At 59.5% G+C, this 15,978-nt stretch carries 16 protein-coding genes; 10 read left to right on the forward strand and 6 right to left on the reverse strand.

Annotated elements, in window-relative coordinates; all coding sequences use genetic code 11:
* Positions 1-38: 38 nt before the first annotated feature.
* On the reverse strand, positions 39-344 hold the full coding sequence (locus tag HKX41_05830; GenBank protein NNC23671.1) for a metalloregulator ArsR/SmtB family transcription factor: 306 nt from the start codon (positions 342-344) through the stop codon (positions 39-41).
* Between the two features lie 65 nt (positions 345-409).
* Positions 410-1,108, reverse strand: coding sequence for a hypothetical protein (locus HKX41_05835; protein ID NNC23672.1), 699 nt, complete (start codon positions 1,106-1,108; stop codon positions 410-412).
* A gap of 275 nt (positions 1,109-1,383) precedes the next feature.
* Here HKX41_05835 and HKX41_05840 point away from each other — a divergent pair, with 275 nt between their 5' ends.
* A complete protein-coding gene (locus HKX41_05840; GenBank protein ID NNC23673.1) occupies positions 1,384-3,186 on the forward strand; it encodes a chloride channel protein in 1,803 nt (600 codons plus the stop codon).
* Between the two features lie 206 nt (positions 3,187-3,392).
* Here HKX41_05840 and HKX41_05845 read toward each other — a convergent pair whose 3' ends face one another.
* A complete protein-coding gene (locus HKX41_05845) occupies positions 3,393-5,087 on the reverse strand; it encodes a 2-isopropylmalate synthase (GenBank protein NNC23674.1) in 1,695 nt (564 codons plus the stop codon).
* A 167-nt stretch (positions 5,088-5,254) separates the two neighbouring features.
* Between HKX41_05845 and HKX41_05850 the strand changes: the two genes are divergently transcribed.
* The 6 genes from HKX41_05850 (at position 5,255) to HKX41_05875 (ending at position 11,067) form a co-directional block, all read left to right on the forward strand.
* Positions 5,255-5,737 (forward strand): Lrp/AsnC family transcriptional regulator, encoded by a 483-nt coding sequence (locus HKX41_05850; protein NNC23675.1) that lies wholly within the window; start codon positions 5,255-5,257, stop codon positions 5,735-5,737.
* 398 nt (positions 5,738-6,135) lie between these two features.
* Positions 6,136-7,689: a DHA2 family efflux MFS transporter permease subunit gene (locus tag HKX41_05855; protein NNC23676.1), complete on the forward strand. Its 1,554-nt coding sequence runs from the start codon at positions 6,136-6,138 to the stop codon at positions 7,687-7,689.
* A gap of 25 nt (positions 7,690-7,714) precedes the next feature.
* Positions 7,715-8,914: an HlyD family secretion protein gene (locus tag HKX41_05860; protein ID NNC23677.1), complete on the forward strand. Its 1,200-nt coding sequence runs from the start codon at positions 7,715-7,717 to the stop codon at positions 8,912-8,914.
* 76 nt (positions 8,915-8,990) lie between these two features.
* Positions 8,991-10,079 (forward strand): PA0069 family radical SAM protein, encoded by a 1,089-nt coding sequence (locus HKX41_05865; GenBank protein ID NNC23678.1) that lies wholly within the window; start codon positions 8,991-8,993, stop codon positions 10,077-10,079.
* A 32-nt stretch (positions 10,080-10,111) separates the two neighbouring features.
* Entirely contained in the window at positions 10,112-10,498 is a 387-nt protein-coding gene (locus HKX41_05870; protein NNC23679.1) for a DUF1992 domain-containing protein, read from the forward strand.
* Positions 10,495-11,067, forward strand: coding sequence for a GNAT family N-acetyltransferase (locus HKX41_05875; GenBank protein ID NNC23680.1), 573 nt, complete (start codon positions 10,495-10,497; stop codon positions 11,065-11,067). The genes HKX41_05870 and HKX41_05875 overlap by 4 nt, the downstream gene beginning before the upstream one ends.
* A gap of 7 nt (positions 11,068-11,074) precedes the next feature.
* Here the strand turns inward: HKX41_05875 and HKX41_05880 are convergent, their stop codons facing one another.
* Positions 11,075-11,611: an RNase III inhibitor gene (locus HKX41_05880; GenBank protein ID NNC23681.1), complete on the reverse strand. Its 537-nt coding sequence runs from the start codon at positions 11,609-11,611 to the stop codon at positions 11,075-11,077.
* A 154-nt stretch (positions 11,612-11,765) separates the two neighbouring features.
* Between HKX41_05880 and HKX41_05885 the strand changes: the two genes are divergently transcribed.
* Entirely contained in the window at positions 11,766-13,865 is a 2,100-nt protein-coding gene (locus tag HKX41_05885; GenBank protein NNC23682.1) for a S9 family peptidase, read from the forward strand.
* A 5-nt stretch (positions 13,866-13,870) separates the two neighbouring features.
* Here HKX41_05885 and HKX41_05890 read toward each other — a convergent pair whose 3' ends face one another.
* The gene (locus HKX41_05890) at positions 13,871-14,356 is read right to left on the reverse strand and encodes a metallophosphoesterase family protein (GenBank protein ID NNC23683.1); all 486 of its coding nucleotides are present in this window, start codon (positions 14,354-14,356) and stop codon (positions 13,871-13,873) included.
* Between the two features lie 102 nt (positions 14,357-14,458).
* Between HKX41_05890 and HKX41_05895 the strand changes: the two genes are divergently transcribed.
* A complete protein-coding gene (locus HKX41_05895) occupies positions 14,459-14,830 on the forward strand; it encodes a hypothetical protein (protein ID NNC23684.1) in 372 nt (123 codons plus the stop codon).
* Positions 14,831-14,943: 113 nt separating this feature from the next.
* Here the strand turns inward: HKX41_05895 and sufT are convergent, their stop codons facing one another.
* Complete coding sequence (sufT, locus tag HKX41_05900; protein NNC23685.1) at positions 14,944-15,495, reverse strand: putative Fe-S cluster assembly protein SufT; 552 nt, start codon at positions 15,493-15,495, stop codon at positions 14,944-14,946.
* A gap of 67 nt (positions 15,496-15,562) precedes the next feature.
* On the opposite strand from sufT, the gene HKX41_05905 reads away from it, so the two are divergent.
* On the forward strand, positions 15,563-15,952 hold the full coding sequence (locus tag HKX41_05905; protein ID NNC23686.1) for a CbiX/SirB N-terminal domain-containing protein: 390 nt from the start codon (positions 15,563-15,565) through the stop codon (positions 15,950-15,952).
* Positions 15,953-15,978 lie beyond the last annotated feature (26 nt).

Here is a 15,978-nt window from a genome sequence, read left to right on the forward strand (position 1 = left end):
GTCGCGTAAATCTGCCAGATATCGGAGCTCGAGACGGCTTAGTCGACGTCCTCTTCGCTGTGAGAGGCCATGTCTTTCAATACGCGTTGCACGTGGTCGTCGGATGCAACGTAGAACATCTGTTTACCGTGGCGTTCGGCCCGTAATAGACGCGCTGAGCGCAACAAACGCAGATGCTGGCTGGCCAGCGACATCGAAATCTCAAGCTCGTCGGCCAGAGATTGGACGCTGCGCGGTGTTTCTAGACAGGCATAGACCAACAACAGCCGGTTCCGCTCACCAAGCAGGCGGAACATCTCCGCAAGTTGTTCGGTGCGATCGGAATCGACGATAGCCGAGAGCATTAGCGTCTCTTATTCAATTATTGAACAATTATTTTAATGTTTTATCGTGCGCAGTGTAAACAGCGTTAGTCCCACACTAATTCACGGTAGCGCGCGACCTCATCAGCAAAAAATGGGAATTTAATAACGTCGAAATACGGTGAAAAGTCGAAATCGCGCGGTGTAATCAGCTTCGAGTCGCGAGCGTGGAACACCGGCTGGCCGCCCGGACCGCGATGCATCGTCGATAAAACCGGATACCGGACGCTGGCAAACGCGTCGGCGATCAACGTCGAGCAAATAGTCGCGCTCAAATCCCTTTGCCCCATTTCAAACAAAGTCGAACGCCAACGCCGTGGTAGCACGCGGTATGGCACCAGGAAACGCAACAGATCGAGGGCATGCCGCAGATCGTAGGGAGCGCCAATGTGCGCCAACGCATAATTGACCACATGCCGTGCATCACCGGCATTCAGACGGCTCGCCCGACACAGCCGCATATGCTCGCCCGCATAATGCGCGAGAGGCACCAGCCGAACGCCTTCGCCACCTTTGGCTTCAATTAACAACACCGACGTCGGATCATTGCCGCAAGCATGGCGCACATCGTCATCGACAAGTGCTTCCGGCAACTCACCGAAGCGTCCAACGTAGAGTAAGGAATGACTCCAACCGCTTAACGTAACGGTCTGGACAACCCCGGCAGCACGGGTCCGGCCTTCCACTAAAACCACGTCCGCAAGCCGTAAATTCTCAAGCAGACGATCGTAATCCGTACTCGGCATGCCACGAGCTCTAACCTCAACTCCCAACCAACGAGCAAATGCCTGATTGAGAAGCGCGATCAATGTTCGGAGCCTGTCTCGACGCCCCATAGGGTCTCCCTTAAGACAAAACGGCCCAGGCCAGAATATGCGGCGACAACAACTGGTTATTGCAATGAGATTGAATTACAAGGCATTCTTGCCGGTACAAGATTCGAATACGCTAGAATAGCGTTGTAACAAAATGCGCTGTCTATAGGGAAATTTGACGTCAGCGCGACTTCTCAGGGAAACGAGTGGCCCGCCCTCGCCGGATCGAACGCTCCAACTTACTGCTTGCCATCCTCGCGGTTGGCGTGGGAATCACGGCTGGCTATGGCGCTGGCATTTTTCGAAAACTGATCGCCCTCGTCCACAACCTGGCGTTCGCTGGCGAGTTGTCGCCATTTTACGATTCCAACGCGCACACCCTCCCGAGTATCTGGGGCGTCGGCATCATTGCAGCGCCAATACTGGGCTCGCTCGTCGTTACCTTCCTTATCAAGCACGTCGCGCCGGAAATCAAGGGGCCCGGCGTGTCAGACGCCATGGACGCCATTTACTATCGCGGCGGGGTTATCCGATGGCAGGTCGGCCTCGCCCGCACGTTCGCCTCGTCGATACAAATTGGCACAGGCGGCTCAGTCGGCCGCGAAGGGCCAATCATGCAGATTGGCTCGGCGATCGGGTCCGGCATCGGTCAGCTCACCCGGATACGCGAATGGCAGCGCGATACGCTGATTGCGGCCGGTGCTTCAGCCGCAATCGCAGCCACCTTCAACACGCCGCTGGGCGGTCTCTTATTCGCGATTGAGATCATCCTGCCGGAAACCAGCAGCCGGACGCTCATCCCAGTCGCGCTTGCCACTGGTTCCGGCACCTTCATAGGCCGATTACTGTACGGCGACACACCGTTATTCGATATACCAGCGCTCGCCAACGGCTCGCTTACCGTTACCACGCCCCAGCACTTAGCGGCTTACGTCGTTTTCGGCGTCCTGGTCGGCCTATGTGCCTGGCTGTATACGCGCAGCATCTTCTGGTGCGAGGATCTATTCAATCGCCTTCCCAGCAATGATTACGTGCGCCATGCGCTCGGCATGGCACTGGTCGGCGTCATAACGTGGCTTTTCCTAACGTATACCGGCCATTATTACGTTCAGGGCCTGGGCTACGCGACGATTCGAGACATTCTCGATAACGCGCTGACGTCGCCGACTCTGCTGCTTCTATTGCTGGCCGCGAAACTGCTCGTTACTTCGCTGACATTGGGCTCAGGCGGTGCCGGCGGCGTCTTTACGCCCTCGCTTTATCTGGGCGCCACGTTGGGTGCTGTGTTTGCGATAGCCGTCAACGCATTGTTCGGCTCGACGACACTCGATCCCGCCAGCACCGCCGTTCTCGGCATGGCCGGCCTGGTCGCCGGATCGACCGGCGCCGCACTGACGGCCATCGCTATCATCTTTGAGATAACGCGCGACTATCACATCATCATCCCCATGATCGTCGTGGTCTCGATCGCCTTCGGCGTCCGCCACGCGCTATTGGCAGATACCATCTATAGTTTCAAGCTCACGCGTCGCGGCCATCCGGTGCCCGACTCACTGGATACCAACATCTTCATGCTGCATACCGCAGCTGAGCTCTACGACCCAAACGTCGCGTGCGTTGGCCACACCCGCGGCATGGCCGAAATCCGACGCCGGTTTAAACGCTTCGGGCGTCAGATGCCGTATGTGTTGGTGCTCGGCCCAGACCACGACATTCAATCGATTTTCTCCGCCCGCCGGCGTTTTCGATTCACCGGCCGCGGCGGTATACATCACTGGTCCGACGAACACAGAGACACCGAATACATCGTCGTGGCACACGACGACCTGATGTTCGATGTGGTCGGCCGGCTCCGCGCCGCAGAGTGCGAAGCCGCGCTGGTTACCACTGACGGCACTATAGACGACCCACGCGACGTCCTCGGCGTGATCACCATGTCCGACATCGCTCGCTCATCGCGCTTGGCACGCCAAATGGAGCTCCTTCGTGGCCACGAAAGTTCCCCGTAAAACCACGACGGTATGATGTTGGAGCGGCACTGCGTGCCGCTCTTCTCGGCGTAAGAAAGGTGATGCACCCGGCACCCCTAAGCACACCGTTTTGGCTCCATAAAACGCCAAATATCAGCGCGCTAGACGCTCGCGCACCGAATGCCTGGCATCGCCGAGCTGTGCGCGCCGCGGTGTGCTTTTAAGCACACCGCAGCCACCTATGCCTATTCGGCGAGCGCGCCGAGGCCACCTAGCATTTCGTTATCATCTAACTCGCCCGCGAGATTGAGCGCCCCCACGATCGCCTTGATCGAAGCGCTGACCGTATCGCTGTCTTCGGCGACCGCCGGAATCCGCAACGTATCTTTTTTAAGATGCACAAACGCGATCGCGTCAGCATCCGAGCCGGCTGACAGCGCATGTTCACTGTAGTCGGCCACGGCCACATTCTGACCCGTGTACGTATTCCAGGCATTGACGAATGCCGACATCACGCCATTGCCGACGCCGGTCAAGGTTAAGCGTTCTCCACGATCGGTAAGCGTTACCGACAACTGCTGACCATCAACACTGCGTGTGACGTTGTAATCGACCAACGCCATTGGCGCGGCGCGACAGAAGTTTTCAAATAACAGATCGTGGATCCGGCTACTGGACAACTCGCTTGCTGAGGCTTCACTGGCTGTTTGCACATGCGGCGCCAGCGCCAACATCATCCAACGCGGCAGGTTGATGCCGTAATCGCGCTCCAACAGAAACGCCATACCGCCCTTGCCGGACTGACTATTCACGCGGATGACCGCCTGATAATCGCGGCCAATATCGCGTGGATCGATCGCTAGATACGCGACCTGCCACGGCTCATCGTCACCCTGTTTACGCAACGATTTGCGGATGGCGTCCTGGTGACTGCCGGAAAAGGCTGTATAAACCAGCTCGCCGACCCAAGGGTGGCGCGGGTGCAAAGGAATGCCGGTGCACTCGTGCACCACCTTGATGATTGCGTCCGGATCCGACAAATCCAGCTCGGGATCCACCCCCATGCTGTAAAGATTCATCGCCAGCACAACGATGTCCATGTTGCCCGTGCGCTCGCCATTGCCCAACAGACAACCCTCGACGCGCTCGGCACCCGCCAGCATGGCCAATTCGGCCGCGGCCAGCGCGCCGCCCCGATCGTTGTGCGTGTGCACAGACACGATCGCCGAATCACGGTTTTTAATGTGCTGGCAGAAATACTCGATCTGATCGGCGTGATGATGCGGCCCGACCTGCTCAACGGTATTCGGCAAATTGAAGATGATCCGGTCATCCGGGCTCGGCTGCCAGATATCCATCACCGCTTCGCAGATACGTACCGAGAAATCCGTCTCGGTCTGCGAGAAGCTTTCCGGTGAGTATTCCAGCCGCCAGTGCACCCCGGGGCGGGCCTCGGCATTTTCCTTGACCCGCGTCACGCCAGCCACGGCAATGTCGATGATGCCGTCCTGATCCATCTCGAACACACGCTCGCGCTGGATCGTCGAAGTCGAGTTGTAGAGATGGATGATGGCCTTATCGACACCGGCCAACGCCTCGAACGTTTTGTCGATCAGCTCATCCCGGGATTGAGTCAGCGCTGCAATGGTCACGTCCGCTGGAATCTGGTCCTCCTCGATCAACCAGCGCACGAAGTCATAGTCAGGCTGGCTGGCCGAGGGGAAACCAATCATGACTTCCTTGACGCCGATATCGACCAGCAATCGCCACATTTTCTGCTTCTGCTCGACCGTCATCGGCTCGAGCAGCGCCTGATTACCATCGCGCAGATCCTCGCTCACCCAGATCGGCGCGCGGGTGATCTCGCGCTCGGGCCAGGTTCGGTTGAAACCGGTCACGCGGGCGGCCGGTTTGTATTTGCGATGGTCGAAACGCGCCATGCCAAACTCCTGATTGTGGGCGTCAACAGGCTATTCACTGCCTGTGAAACACATTATACGCGCGCCAACGCCGCATAAAGTTGCCAATCAATTCTATTAACGCGCCACGTAAAGCAAATTATATCTTTATAATTATTTATATTGAAATTAAATTGCTATAAATATCCATGAACGACAACAGCGTTTCTCTGGACCGTTTTGACCGGCATATCCTCGAAATACTCCAGGCCGAAGGCCGTATAAGCAACCAATCGCTGGCCGAGCGCGTCAATTTATCGCCGTCGCCTTGTCTACGGCGTGTGCGAGCACTTGAAGCCGCTGGTTTGATTACTGGTTACCGTGCCCGTATCGCACCGGATCAGATCGGCTATGGGCTGAACGTCGTGCTGCATATTTCGATGGACCAACATACGCCGGAACGTTTCGCGCAATTCGAGGCACAGATCGCCGAGTTACCGGAGGTGCAGGATTGTCTGCTCATCACGGGCCAGGAAGCCGACTATCAATTGCACATCTGGGCCGCTGACATGAACGACTATCAGCGTCTGTTGCTGCAACACATTACCCGCATCCCGGGCGTTGACGGCGTGCATACCAGTTTCGTACTGCGGCGCATTCTGCGCGATCGCGTGCTACCACCCCGCAGTTGAGCTCGCCCCCAAACGCAGTACCGCCCGCCGTATCTTGTTCGACCCCGGCAACTCGACCGATAGCAGTGCCTGACCCGGGATATCGGCAGGCAACGCCGGATTCCACCGAGTCGGTGTGAGGTATCCGCTCGAAAACTTGCGACTTGCCCGATAGGCAGCGGAATAGCTGACAGATACCACGTCGTGATCGTTTTGGAACTGAGCCTGAGAGGCTGGCGTTGAAGCGGTCGGTAACCACGATGCACAGCCGACTAGCGCCAGCCCGGCAACACCCAGCACGGCTCTCGAACCGCATTTAAACGCGAACAGTTTCACGTTTGCCGATATACGCAGTTCGCCAATTGAGATAACTGCATATTACACATATCATGGTGGACTGCCCGTGACTCTCCTGCCTCATGACCGAAGTCGAACGTCTGTTCGAACGCTATGGCCCGAAATACCGCTGGCTCGTCACGCTGACGGTACTGCTCGGGCTGGTCGCGCTCGGTATGTCGATCACAATCGTCAACGTCGCCACGCCCTACATCAAGGGCGCATTCGGCATGAGCTCATCGCAGGTGCAGTGGCTATCGACCGGATTTCTGGCCGCGACAACGGTCTCGTTGCTGGTTTCGCCGTGGTTAGTCCAAGCCTTCGGTCAGCGCTATACCTTCGTGGGTCTGTTGCTGGTCTTCATTGCCGCCTCGGTGCTCGGGGGCATGGCCAACGGCATGGGCACAATCATCACTGCGCGCGTCATCCAAGGGGCCATGACCGGCGTCATCCGTCCCGTCGCGCTTGAAGCTCTGTTCAAAGTCTTCCCGCCCGGCGCGCGCGGCATGGCAACCGCCATGTACGGCATGAGTCTCGGCCTGCCGCTCACGCTCGCCAGCGTCATCGGTGGCTATCTTATCGAGCACTACAATTGGCGCTACGTCTTCTACATCGTATTACCGATCTGCGTCGCGGCCATTGTCATGGGCTGGCTTTTCCTTCCCGACCGCGAGCAAACCGGGCCACGGCCCAAACTCGACTGGATCGGCGCCATCGCCCTGTTCGCATCGATCTTTTCGGCGTTAGCTGCAATCGCCAATGGACAACGCTGGGGTTGGCACAGCACGCCGATCATCGCGTTACTGTTGATCGCGGCTGGATTGGCAATCTTTTTCATCGCCTGGGTCCGTGATCATCCGGCGCCGATTCTCGACCTCGATATCTTCAAGAGTAAGGAATTTCTAGCCGGTTCGGTCGTGTTGTTTCTGTTCGGCGGCGCGTTCTACGGCGTCATGTATCTGCTACCGCAGTTCATGTCTCAAATCCTCCACTACTCACCGGTGACCGCCGGTATGTTGTTCACGCCATCGACACTCGTCCTGGGTATATTGGTACCGCTGGTCGGCCGGCTCAGCGACCGCTTGCCGTCAGCGTGGCTGACGCTCCCCGGACTGATGTTCGCGATGTTTGCCGTGTATCGAATGAGCGGAGCCGACCCGCATACCTCATTCGACAGTCTCGCGTTGTCGATGGCCATTTTGAGTGTAGGCATGGCCACTGTCCCGCCACCGACGCTGTCACGTTCGATCAGCGCCTTGCCCACCCATCTGATCGGCTACGGCTCGGGCACAAGTAACTTCGCGCTACAACTCGGCGGCGCCTTCGGAACCGTATTTCTAGTCGCGATGCTCGATCGCCGCACGCTTTCCCATAGCGCGACCTTCGTCCATGGACAGACCGCCGGCGATACCGCAACCCAACAAGCTGTGCATCACTTTTCGAACACCGCCCACCAGCTCGGTGTCAGCCAGCTTTACCGCGGCCCGGTCGCGCACTATCTACTCGGCCGGCTCGACGCCACATGGGCGACGATCATGGCCTATCAGGACGGTTTTTTGCTCGTGGCCGCGGGCGTTGCTGCCGTGACCATTCCCGCTTTTTTACTCAGCCGCTGGGGTGACGCCACGCACGGCTGAGCTGGACCTCGGAACGATACTGCAAATGAGCGACGACGAAAGCACCCATCCCCACAAGACTCGCCCCGCCGGGCGACGGCCAAGACGTTCGAACGTGATCAAACTGATCGCGTTAGCCGTGGTTGTATGCGCTGCCCTATGGTGGGCGGCGAACTGGGTGGCTCATCGACTGGATCACGTATCCAGCAAGGACGCTCATGTCGCGACACATGAGATTACCGTATCCAGCCGTCTTCCCGGTCGAGTCAGCCAATTTGACCTGCGGCGCGGCGACCGGCTCGACAAGAACCAGGTCGTGGCCAAACTCGACAGCGAACCGGCCCGACTTAAACTGCGGCGCCTGAAATCCAAGCTGGATGCCGCAAACACACGTTTGCAGACCGAGAAAGCGCGCCTCAAGCTCGCCCACCGCCAAACACAGTCCGGCGTCAGACAGGCCAAGGCGTCGCTAGCGGCCGATAAAGCCCAGCTGAATGTCGCACGCGCCAAACAAAAACGCGCCCGCGATAAGGCCCAGCGCACGCAACGACTCTATAAGAGCAACAGTGTCTCCAAGCGCAAACGCAACGCCACTCGCTACATGGCACAAGCCCGCACGAAAGCAGTCAACGCAGCCGCCAAGCAGGTGCAATTCGACAAGGTCGCACTGGCCAACGCCAAAACCGGCCTGCTTACCGAGCCACCGATGCGCCTGACCAACCCGAAAGTCACCAAGAAACATTTAAAGACACTGCGCAACCAGCGCGCGGCGGCACGTGCCGCAGTCAAACACCAACAAAACCGCCTGCACGACCTATCGGTGGTTAGTCCAATTACCGGTGTGGTGGATAAACGCTTTATTAACCCGAAGGAATACGTGACAGCCGGCCAGCCGATCGTGATGATGCACGCGCCGAAAAAGGTCTGGATTCTGGCTAAGATCAAAGAAACCAAAATGGGCTCTATCGAGGTCGGACAATCCGTAACCATTCATGTCGACGCACGCCCCGACACCGACTACTCGGGCACAGTCCAAGTGATCGGTCATGCGGCGACCAACCAGTTCAACCTCCTGCCACCACCCAATCCATCGGGGAACTTCACCAAGATCACCCAGCGCATCCCGGTACGGATTTCGATCGACCACGGGCCGAAGAAAAAACTGAGCCCCGGTATGATGGTCGAAGTCGACATCGCCACGAGTGGTGGCCAAGATCAACAGTCGTCTGATTCGTCGACGCGCTGACTCGGCGAGCACACGCCGGTGGCCAGCGCTTCAGCCGGCAAGCCGGTTCACATGGGGCACATGCTAGCTTGGTGCCATGACACGACGGGCCGACAAACGTAAAACCCGAGGCGCGCTTTCCAATCCGGATTCGCGTTTTGCAACGCATACAAGCGCCACGTTCGACGACGGCTGGGGCACGCTGGAAGCCGACGACGATCCGCCGCCGGCGACGCATGTGCACAACGACCCGGCGCGCCGGGTGATAAGCCGGAACAGTTCACCGGATGTTGGCTTTGACTATTCGATCAACCCTTATAAAGGTTGCAGCCACGGCTGTGTGTACTGCTTCGCGCGCCCGACCCACGAATATCTCGATCACTCGGCCGGCTTGGATTTTGAAACCGAGATCTATGCCAAGCACGACGCCGCAGCCCGCCTCGAAGCCGAACTCCGCGCACCGGGCTACATCTGCCGGCCGATCACGCTGGGCGCTAACACCGACCCTTACCAACCCGACGAGCACGCGCTTGAAATAACCCGCGACCTGCTCGACGTCGCCGATCGTTTCAACCAGCCGGTATCCATCGTGACCAAATCCGGGCTCGTCCTGCGCGACCTGGATTATCTGACATCGCTGGCCAACCGCGGCCTCGTCAACGTGTTCATCAGCCTGACCAGCCTCGACCGGGAGCTAAAACGTAGCCTGGAACCACGTGCCGCCGCCCCGGCCCGGCGGCTGACCACCATCCAGACATTGGCCAACGCGGGCGTTCCGGTCGGCGTCCTAGTGGCGCCGGTCATCCCCGCCCTAACTGACGCCGAACTGGAAACGCTTATCGCCCGTGCGGCCGAAGCCGGCGCCGAGTGTGCCGGCTACGTCATGCTGCGCTTGCCGCACGGCGTCAAACATCTATTTCGCGAATGGCTCGCCACCGCATATCCCAACCGCGTCGACCACGTCATGAGCCTGGTTAACCAACTCCATGGCGGCCGAGACTACGACCCGAGCTGGGGCACACGCATGACCGGCACCGGCGAATTCGCACGCCTGTTTGAGACGCGCTTCGAACTAGCCTGTCGCCGCCACAAATTGAGCCACCGCACAGCGTTCGATCTTGACTGCCATCACTTCAGCCCACCGCCAACCGCGGGTGACCAATACACATTCGATTTCGACGGCTGACGCCGGGCCCTACAAAACGCTAAGCTTTGAATATGGACTTGTTGGATCGACTTGCCGAGGCGAATATCGCATCCGCCGCCGAGCGCGGCGAACTCGACAATTTGCCCGGCGCCGGCCAACCTTTGGACCTGGACGATGACCAAGGGGTGCCGGCCGAGCTGCGCGCTGGTTACCGGCTGCTCAAAAATGCCGGCTTCGTACCGCCCGAACTCGAAACGCGTCGCGAACTCGACAGCATCGACAAACTACTGGCCGCAGCGACCGATGATAGTTCCGATACCGAGCACCTGGCGCGGCGGCGGCGCTGGCTTGAACTGCGGCTAGCCGAAAGCTCGCGCGGGCGCGCTTTGCTGCGCGATCCCGCCTACGGTGAGCGGTTACGCGACCGGCTGGCCGATACGGATCAATCCCAGACATGACGATCGAACTCGAGCCGGCCAACACGCCGACCACCCACCGCGAACTCGCTGCCTTGGCCGAAACAATCTGGCGTGAGTGCTACGCCGACCTACTGCCGGCCGGCCAAATCGACTATATGCTGGCGCACGGCTATGCATCGGCTACGCTGATGGCCGAACAGGCCGCTGGGGCGATATTCCGGTTGGCACGCGACGACGTCGGCGCGACACTTGGCTACACAGGCCTGTCGCCCGACCCCACCAATCCCGAACTGGCATGGCTCGACAAGCTCTATGTCCATGCCGACGCGCGCGGTAGCGGACTCGGCCGCCGATTGTTCGAACAGGCGCTGGCCGATGCCATCGCACTCGGCGCTACACGGCTGGCCCTGCGCGTCAACCGCGGCAACGCACATGCGATCGCTGCCTATGAGCGCCTTGGTCTCACCACCGACTATAGCGACGACAAACCAATCGGCCACGGTTACGTCATGGACGACTACATCATGTCCATCAACCTGCCAGCCACGCTGGATGCGCAAACACCGCCACACAGCGCCACGAGCACGGCAGACGACCCGCGCACTTAAGCCAGGCTTATGACGCCGTGGCCTCAGCCAGAGCGCGATCGAATGCCTGGCACGCGCGCTCATCGAACAACACAAACCGGATGTGCGTAACCGAGCCGGCATGATCAGCATGGGCCATAGCCTGGCCGATAGCGATCGCCCCAGCCGCGTCCAGCGGATAGCCGTAAACCCCCGCGGAGATCGCAGGGAAGGCGATCGAGGCCATGCTTTCGGCCTCGGCTAATGCCAGCGCGTTGCGATAACACGACGCCAGCTCATCGGCGACGCCCACGCGCTCGGCATAAACCGGCCCGACACAGTGGATGACCCGGTCGTTGGGCAATTCGAATGCAGGTGTAATGACTGCCTGACCGGGTTCGATCGGCCCAAGTGCCCGGCTGGCCTTGATCAACTCGGGCCCCGCCGCGCGGTTGATCGCGCCATCGACGCCGCCACCGCCTTTCAACTGCCGGTTGGCGGCGTTGGCAATGGCCGCTATATCCGGCTGGGCGGTGATATCGCCGGTCACACACTCGACGGTTAGATTGTTGATCGTACATTGCATGGAGGCTGCTCCTTATCACTGGCACACGCCACTGCTTGTCCACCGATAATCCTGGCAGCGGCGTGACCTTGAACCGATGCCAAGGCGCCGCATGTACAGCGTTGTACGTTTAACTGTCTAGTCGCCAATGACAACACAACAAACCCAGTCACCGATGGCTACACGCCAGCCGACTTACACCACGTATCACGGTGTCACGCTTGAAGACCCTTACGCGTGGCTGCGCGACGCCAACTGGCGCGAGGCGATGCACGACAGCGATCGACTGCACCCCGAAATCCGGCGCTATCTCGATGCCGAAAACGACCACACCCACGCGCACGAAAAACGCCTGCGGCCACTGACCGACACATTGGTCAGCGAACTTCGCGGCCGGATTCCCGGGCGTGATAGCGGTGTGCCGGTTACCGACGGCCCCTGGTGCTACTACACCCGCTTCCGCGACGGCGGCCAGCACCCGATTTTCTGCCGCGCACCGCGCGAGGACGCGGCTACCAATGACAATACGCGCGAACAAATACTGCTCGACGGCGACGCGGAGGCCAACAACTACGATTACTTCAACCTTGGTGGTGTCGCACACAGTCGTGACCACACTCTGATTGCGTTCGGTGTCGACACCCGTGGTGCCGAAGCGTTCGACATTCGCATCCGGCGGATTGCCAGCGGCGACGACATCCAGCCGCCTATCCCCAACACCACAGGCGGCGTCGACTGGTCGGCAGCCAGCGACTTCGTGTTCTACGTCACACTCGACTCAGAGCACCGGCCGAACAAGGTCTGGCGCCAACCAATCGATGCTGGGCCGGAAGCGGCAATCGCCATCTACGAAGAAGCCGATCCCGGCTTTTTCGTCGGGTTAGACACAACCCAAAGCGGCGCATTCGTGGTCATCAACGCCCATGATCATGAAACCAGTGAGGCATGGGTAATCCCGGCCGATGCGCCTGAAACCGCGCCGCGCCTGATCGCGGCGCGCCAGACTGGACGCGAGTACGAGATCGAACACGCCGGCGATACGTTCATTATCGCGACTAATGCCGACGGTGCCGACGATTACAAACTGGTGTACGCGCCGATCAACGCCCCGGACGCCGTTAACTGGCAGCCACTGGTCGATCACGCACCCGGCCGACTGATTCTGGAATTCATCGAGTTCGCGCAGTATCGCGTACGACTCGAACGCGTCGACGCACTGCCGCGCATCGTCTACACCGATAAAGCCACCGGCGTCGAACACACCGTGGATTTCGACGCCGAAGCCTACAGTCTCGCCATTCAGGCGGGGATCGAGTTTGATACGACCACGCTCCGCTTCACTTATACAGCGCCCGACACACCAGCCGAGACCTACGACTTCGACCTGGCGACGGGCCAACGCACGCTGCGCAAACGCCGTGAGATTCCATCCGGCTTCGATGCCACTCGTTTTCGCGTGTGGCGCGTTCACGCCGAAGCCAGGGATGGCGCACGCATTCCGATCACCGTGACTGCGCACGCCGACACGCCACTGGACGGCAGTGCTACGTGTGTACTGCAAGGCTACGGGGCCTACGGCATCTCTGAACCGGCGGCGTTTTCCAGCCACCGGCTATCTCTGGTCGAGCGCGGCATGGTGGTCGCCACAGCCCACGTACGGGGTGGGCGCGAGCGGGGCCAAGCCTGGTATGAGGCCGGCAAGCTTGCCCACAAGCCCAACACCTTTAGCGACTTCATCGCCGCGGCCGAGCATCTAGCCGACACTGGGTTTAGCCGACGCGGGCGGATCGCCGCGCTCGGCGGTAGCGCCGGCGGGATGCTCGTCGGCGCAGTACTCAACCAGCGCCCGGATTTGTTCGGCGCCGCGGTCGCCGACGTGCCGTTTGTCGATGTCCTAAACACCATGCTGGATGCCAGTCTGCCGTTGACGCCGCCGGAATGGCCGGAGTGGGGCAATCCACGCGACGATGCCGAGGCATTCACCACCATCCGTAGCTACTGTCCCTACCAGAACATTACGGCACAAACGTATCCGCCGATTCTGGCAATCGCCGGCGTTTCCGATCCCCGTGTGACGTACTGGGAACCAGCGAAATGGGTCGCCAAACTGCGTGCGACCAAGACCGACACCAACCGGCTGCTACTAAAAACACATATGGGCGCCGGCCACGGCGGCGTACCTGGGCGTTTCGCAGCGCTCGACGAAATCGCGTTGATCTACGCCTTTCTACTGACCGAACTGGGCGTCATCCCCGCCGAAGTCGAAACCGCTTAGGGGCGCTACCGCTTCTTCGCACGCGGCTCGAAAATGCGCCAGTCCAACCGCCACTCGCTCGGCTCAACAGTCAGTAGCGCAGCACTCGGGCCACCGTAAGCGCGCGTCTTGCCAGCCGCGCCCGGGTTGATGATCCACGGCCACGTCTGGCCATCGTCGGTGCGACGATGGCTGTGGCCATAGACAACAGCCCGGGCATCGGCGAACTCGGCCCGGATCATCGCGTGTCGATTCTGCGCACGCCATCGATGGCCATGGACAACGCCGAGGGTGCCGCCCGGTAAATCAAGCCGAGCAGTCAATGCCAGTTGCGATGACGCGGCATCCGCATTGCCAGCCACAAGGATGGTGGGCACGCCGAGCGCATCCAGTGCTTCGCTAACATTGCTCCCGATATCGCCGGCGTGTACCACGTAATCGGCATCAACCAGAGCCGACTCGATCCGTGGATCAAGCCAGCCATGGGTATCGGCGATCAATGCAATGCGCATCGGGCGTACGTGTCTTGTCGCCGTAATTCATGCTCAGACAATTGGAACAAACCCGGCTTTTTAATTGTCCACTTATAACGTATAAGCGTTAAACAGGGATTTATGATGCGCAATTTCAGCAGGATTTTGGCTACCACCACGGCCACGGTCGTTCTGTCGCTAGGCTTGGCGGCCTGTGGCAGCGGTGACGACAACAATTCCAACCAATCCTCGAACAGCGAAAACGCAACCTCGAACCAATCCTCCAACATGTCGGATGACAACAATACCGACAGCAGCGAGCCAAACTCGAGCAGCTCTATGGAAAGTGACTCGAGCGACAACTCGAACAGCGAAATGGACAACCAGTCGTCCGATAACACCGGCGACGACTCAAAAGATCAGATGGCGGATGACGCCAGCTCGACGGATGCCGACGACAGCAGCCAAACGAGTGATGACTCGTCCGATTCACACGACCATTCGAACCACTAACCCAACACCAGCATTTGACGATCGCAGCCGGGCCGGGCAGCAATACCGCGCCCGGCTTTTTTACGCTTGTCGCCAGGCGCTACGCGCGAACACGGCGTAGCGCGGACAATGCGTTACAACATGCCGACCTGAAGTTTGGCGGCATCGGACATCATTTCCATGTTCCAGGGCGGATCGAAGACAAACTCCACGTTGATCGTCTCGATCGTCGGAATCATTGCGATCTTGCTGCGGACGTCGTCGACCAGGATATCGCCCATGCCACAACCGGGCGCAGTCAACGTCATGTCGATGGCGACTGAACGCGCGCTCGGGTCGCTGTGGTCGAATTCACAGCGGTAGATCAACCCTAGGTCAACTACGTTGATGGGAATCTCCGGGTCGAACACGGTCCGCATCTGTTCCCAGGCCAGTGACTCGACGTCGCTATTGCCCGCACCGTCCGGTAAGGACAGGGGCTCCGGCTCGGGCTGACCGATGGCGTCGGCATTGTGACCCGCAACGCGGATGAGGTTGCCGGCAATATAGATCGTGAACGATCCACCGAGTGCCTGAGTGATATTGCCCTGCGTACCCACGGGGATCTCCACCGTGTCACCAGCCGGTATCAACACGGCTTCGCAGTCGCGGGAAAATGTTACGGCTTCATTGGACGGCGTTTCCATCGCATTGACCTGTCGCGCTTTATAGGGTTTATTTTAACAACCGCACCGTTTTACAAGGGTCTCGAAAATGGCGCGTGCCCTGTTACTGATCGCTCATGGCAGCCGCATGGACTCATCCAACGATGAAGTCCGCGCCTTGACCGCGCGCGTCCGCGCGCTCACCACCGACGCATATGCCATGGTCGACTGTGCATTTCTGGAGCTCGCCGACCCCACCATCGGTGATGGCATCGAACGACTGATCGCGCACGGCGCCGAACAAATCGCTGTGCTGCCCTACTTCCTCGCCGCCGGCCGCCATGTCACCGAGGACATCCCGGCTGAGGTCAGCGCAAAGAGCGCCGAGCACCCGGCGATTGCTATCGAGCTTTTACCGTATATTGGCACCGCCGAGGCGATGCCACAACTTTTGGCCGACATGATCCCGGCCTCGGATACACCGCCCGCTACTTCGTGAGCACCCATATCGAAACCAATCCACGC

The organism is Salifodinibacter halophilus, assembly GCA_012999515.1.
In the GTDB taxonomy this organism is placed as follows: Bacteria; Pseudomonadota; Gammaproteobacteria; order Nevskiales; family Salinisphaeraceae; genus Salifodinibacter; species Salifodinibacter halophilus.

Coding starts and splice junctions, on each gene's coding strand:
- HKX41_05865 (NNC23678.1), top strand. CDS start 8,991: ATGACACGACGGGCCGACAAACGTAAAACCCGAGGCGCGCTTTCCAAT.
- HKX41_05890 (NNC23683.1), bottom strand. CDS start 14,356: ATGCGCATTGCATTGATCGCCGATACCCATGGCTGGCTTGATCCACGG.
- HKX41_05905 (NNC23686.1), top strand. CDS start 15,563: ATGGCGCGTGCCCTGTTACTGATCGCTCATGGCAGCCGCATGGACTCA.
- HKX41_05885 (NNC23682.1), top strand. CDS start 11,766: ATGGCTACACGCCAGCCGACTTACACCACGTATCACGGTGTCACGCTT.
- HKX41_05855 (NNC23676.1), top strand. CDS start 6,136: ATGACCGAAGTCGAACGTCTGTTCGAACGCTATGGCCCGAAATACCGC.
- HKX41_05850 (NNC23675.1), top strand. CDS start 5,255: ATGAACGACAACAGCGTTTCTCTGGACCGTTTTGACCGGCATATCCTC.
- HKX41_05880 (NNC23681.1), bottom strand. CDS start 11,611: ATGCAATGTACGATCAACAATCTAACCGTCGAGTGTGTGACCGGCGAT.
- HKX41_05830 (NNC23671.1), bottom strand. CDS start 344: ATGCTCTCGGCTATCGTCGATTCCGATCGCACCGAACAACTTGCGGAG.
- HKX41_05845 (NNC23674.1), bottom strand. CDS start 5,087: ATGGCGCGTTTCGACCATCGCAAATACAAACCGGCCGCCCGCGTGACC.
- HKX41_05835 (NNC23672.1), bottom strand. CDS start 1,108: ATGCCGAGTACGGATTACGATCGTCTGCTTGAGAATTTACGGCTTGCG.
- HKX41_05895 (NNC23684.1), top strand. CDS start 14,459: ATGATGCGCAATTTCAGCAGGATTTTGGCTACCACCACGGCCACGGTC.
- sufT (NNC23685.1), bottom strand. CDS start 15,495: ATGGAAACGCCGTCCAATGAAGCCGTAACATTTTCCCGCGACTGCGAA.
- HKX41_05870 (NNC23679.1), top strand. CDS start 10,112: ATGGACTTGTTGGATCGACTTGCCGAGGCGAATATCGCATCCGCCGCC.
- HKX41_05875 (NNC23680.1), top strand. CDS start 10,495: ATGACGATCGAACTCGAGCCGGCCAACACGCCGACCACCCACCGCGAA.
- HKX41_05860 (NNC23677.1), top strand. CDS start 7,715: ATGAGCGACGACGAAAGCACCCATCCCCACAAGACTCGCCCCGCCGGG.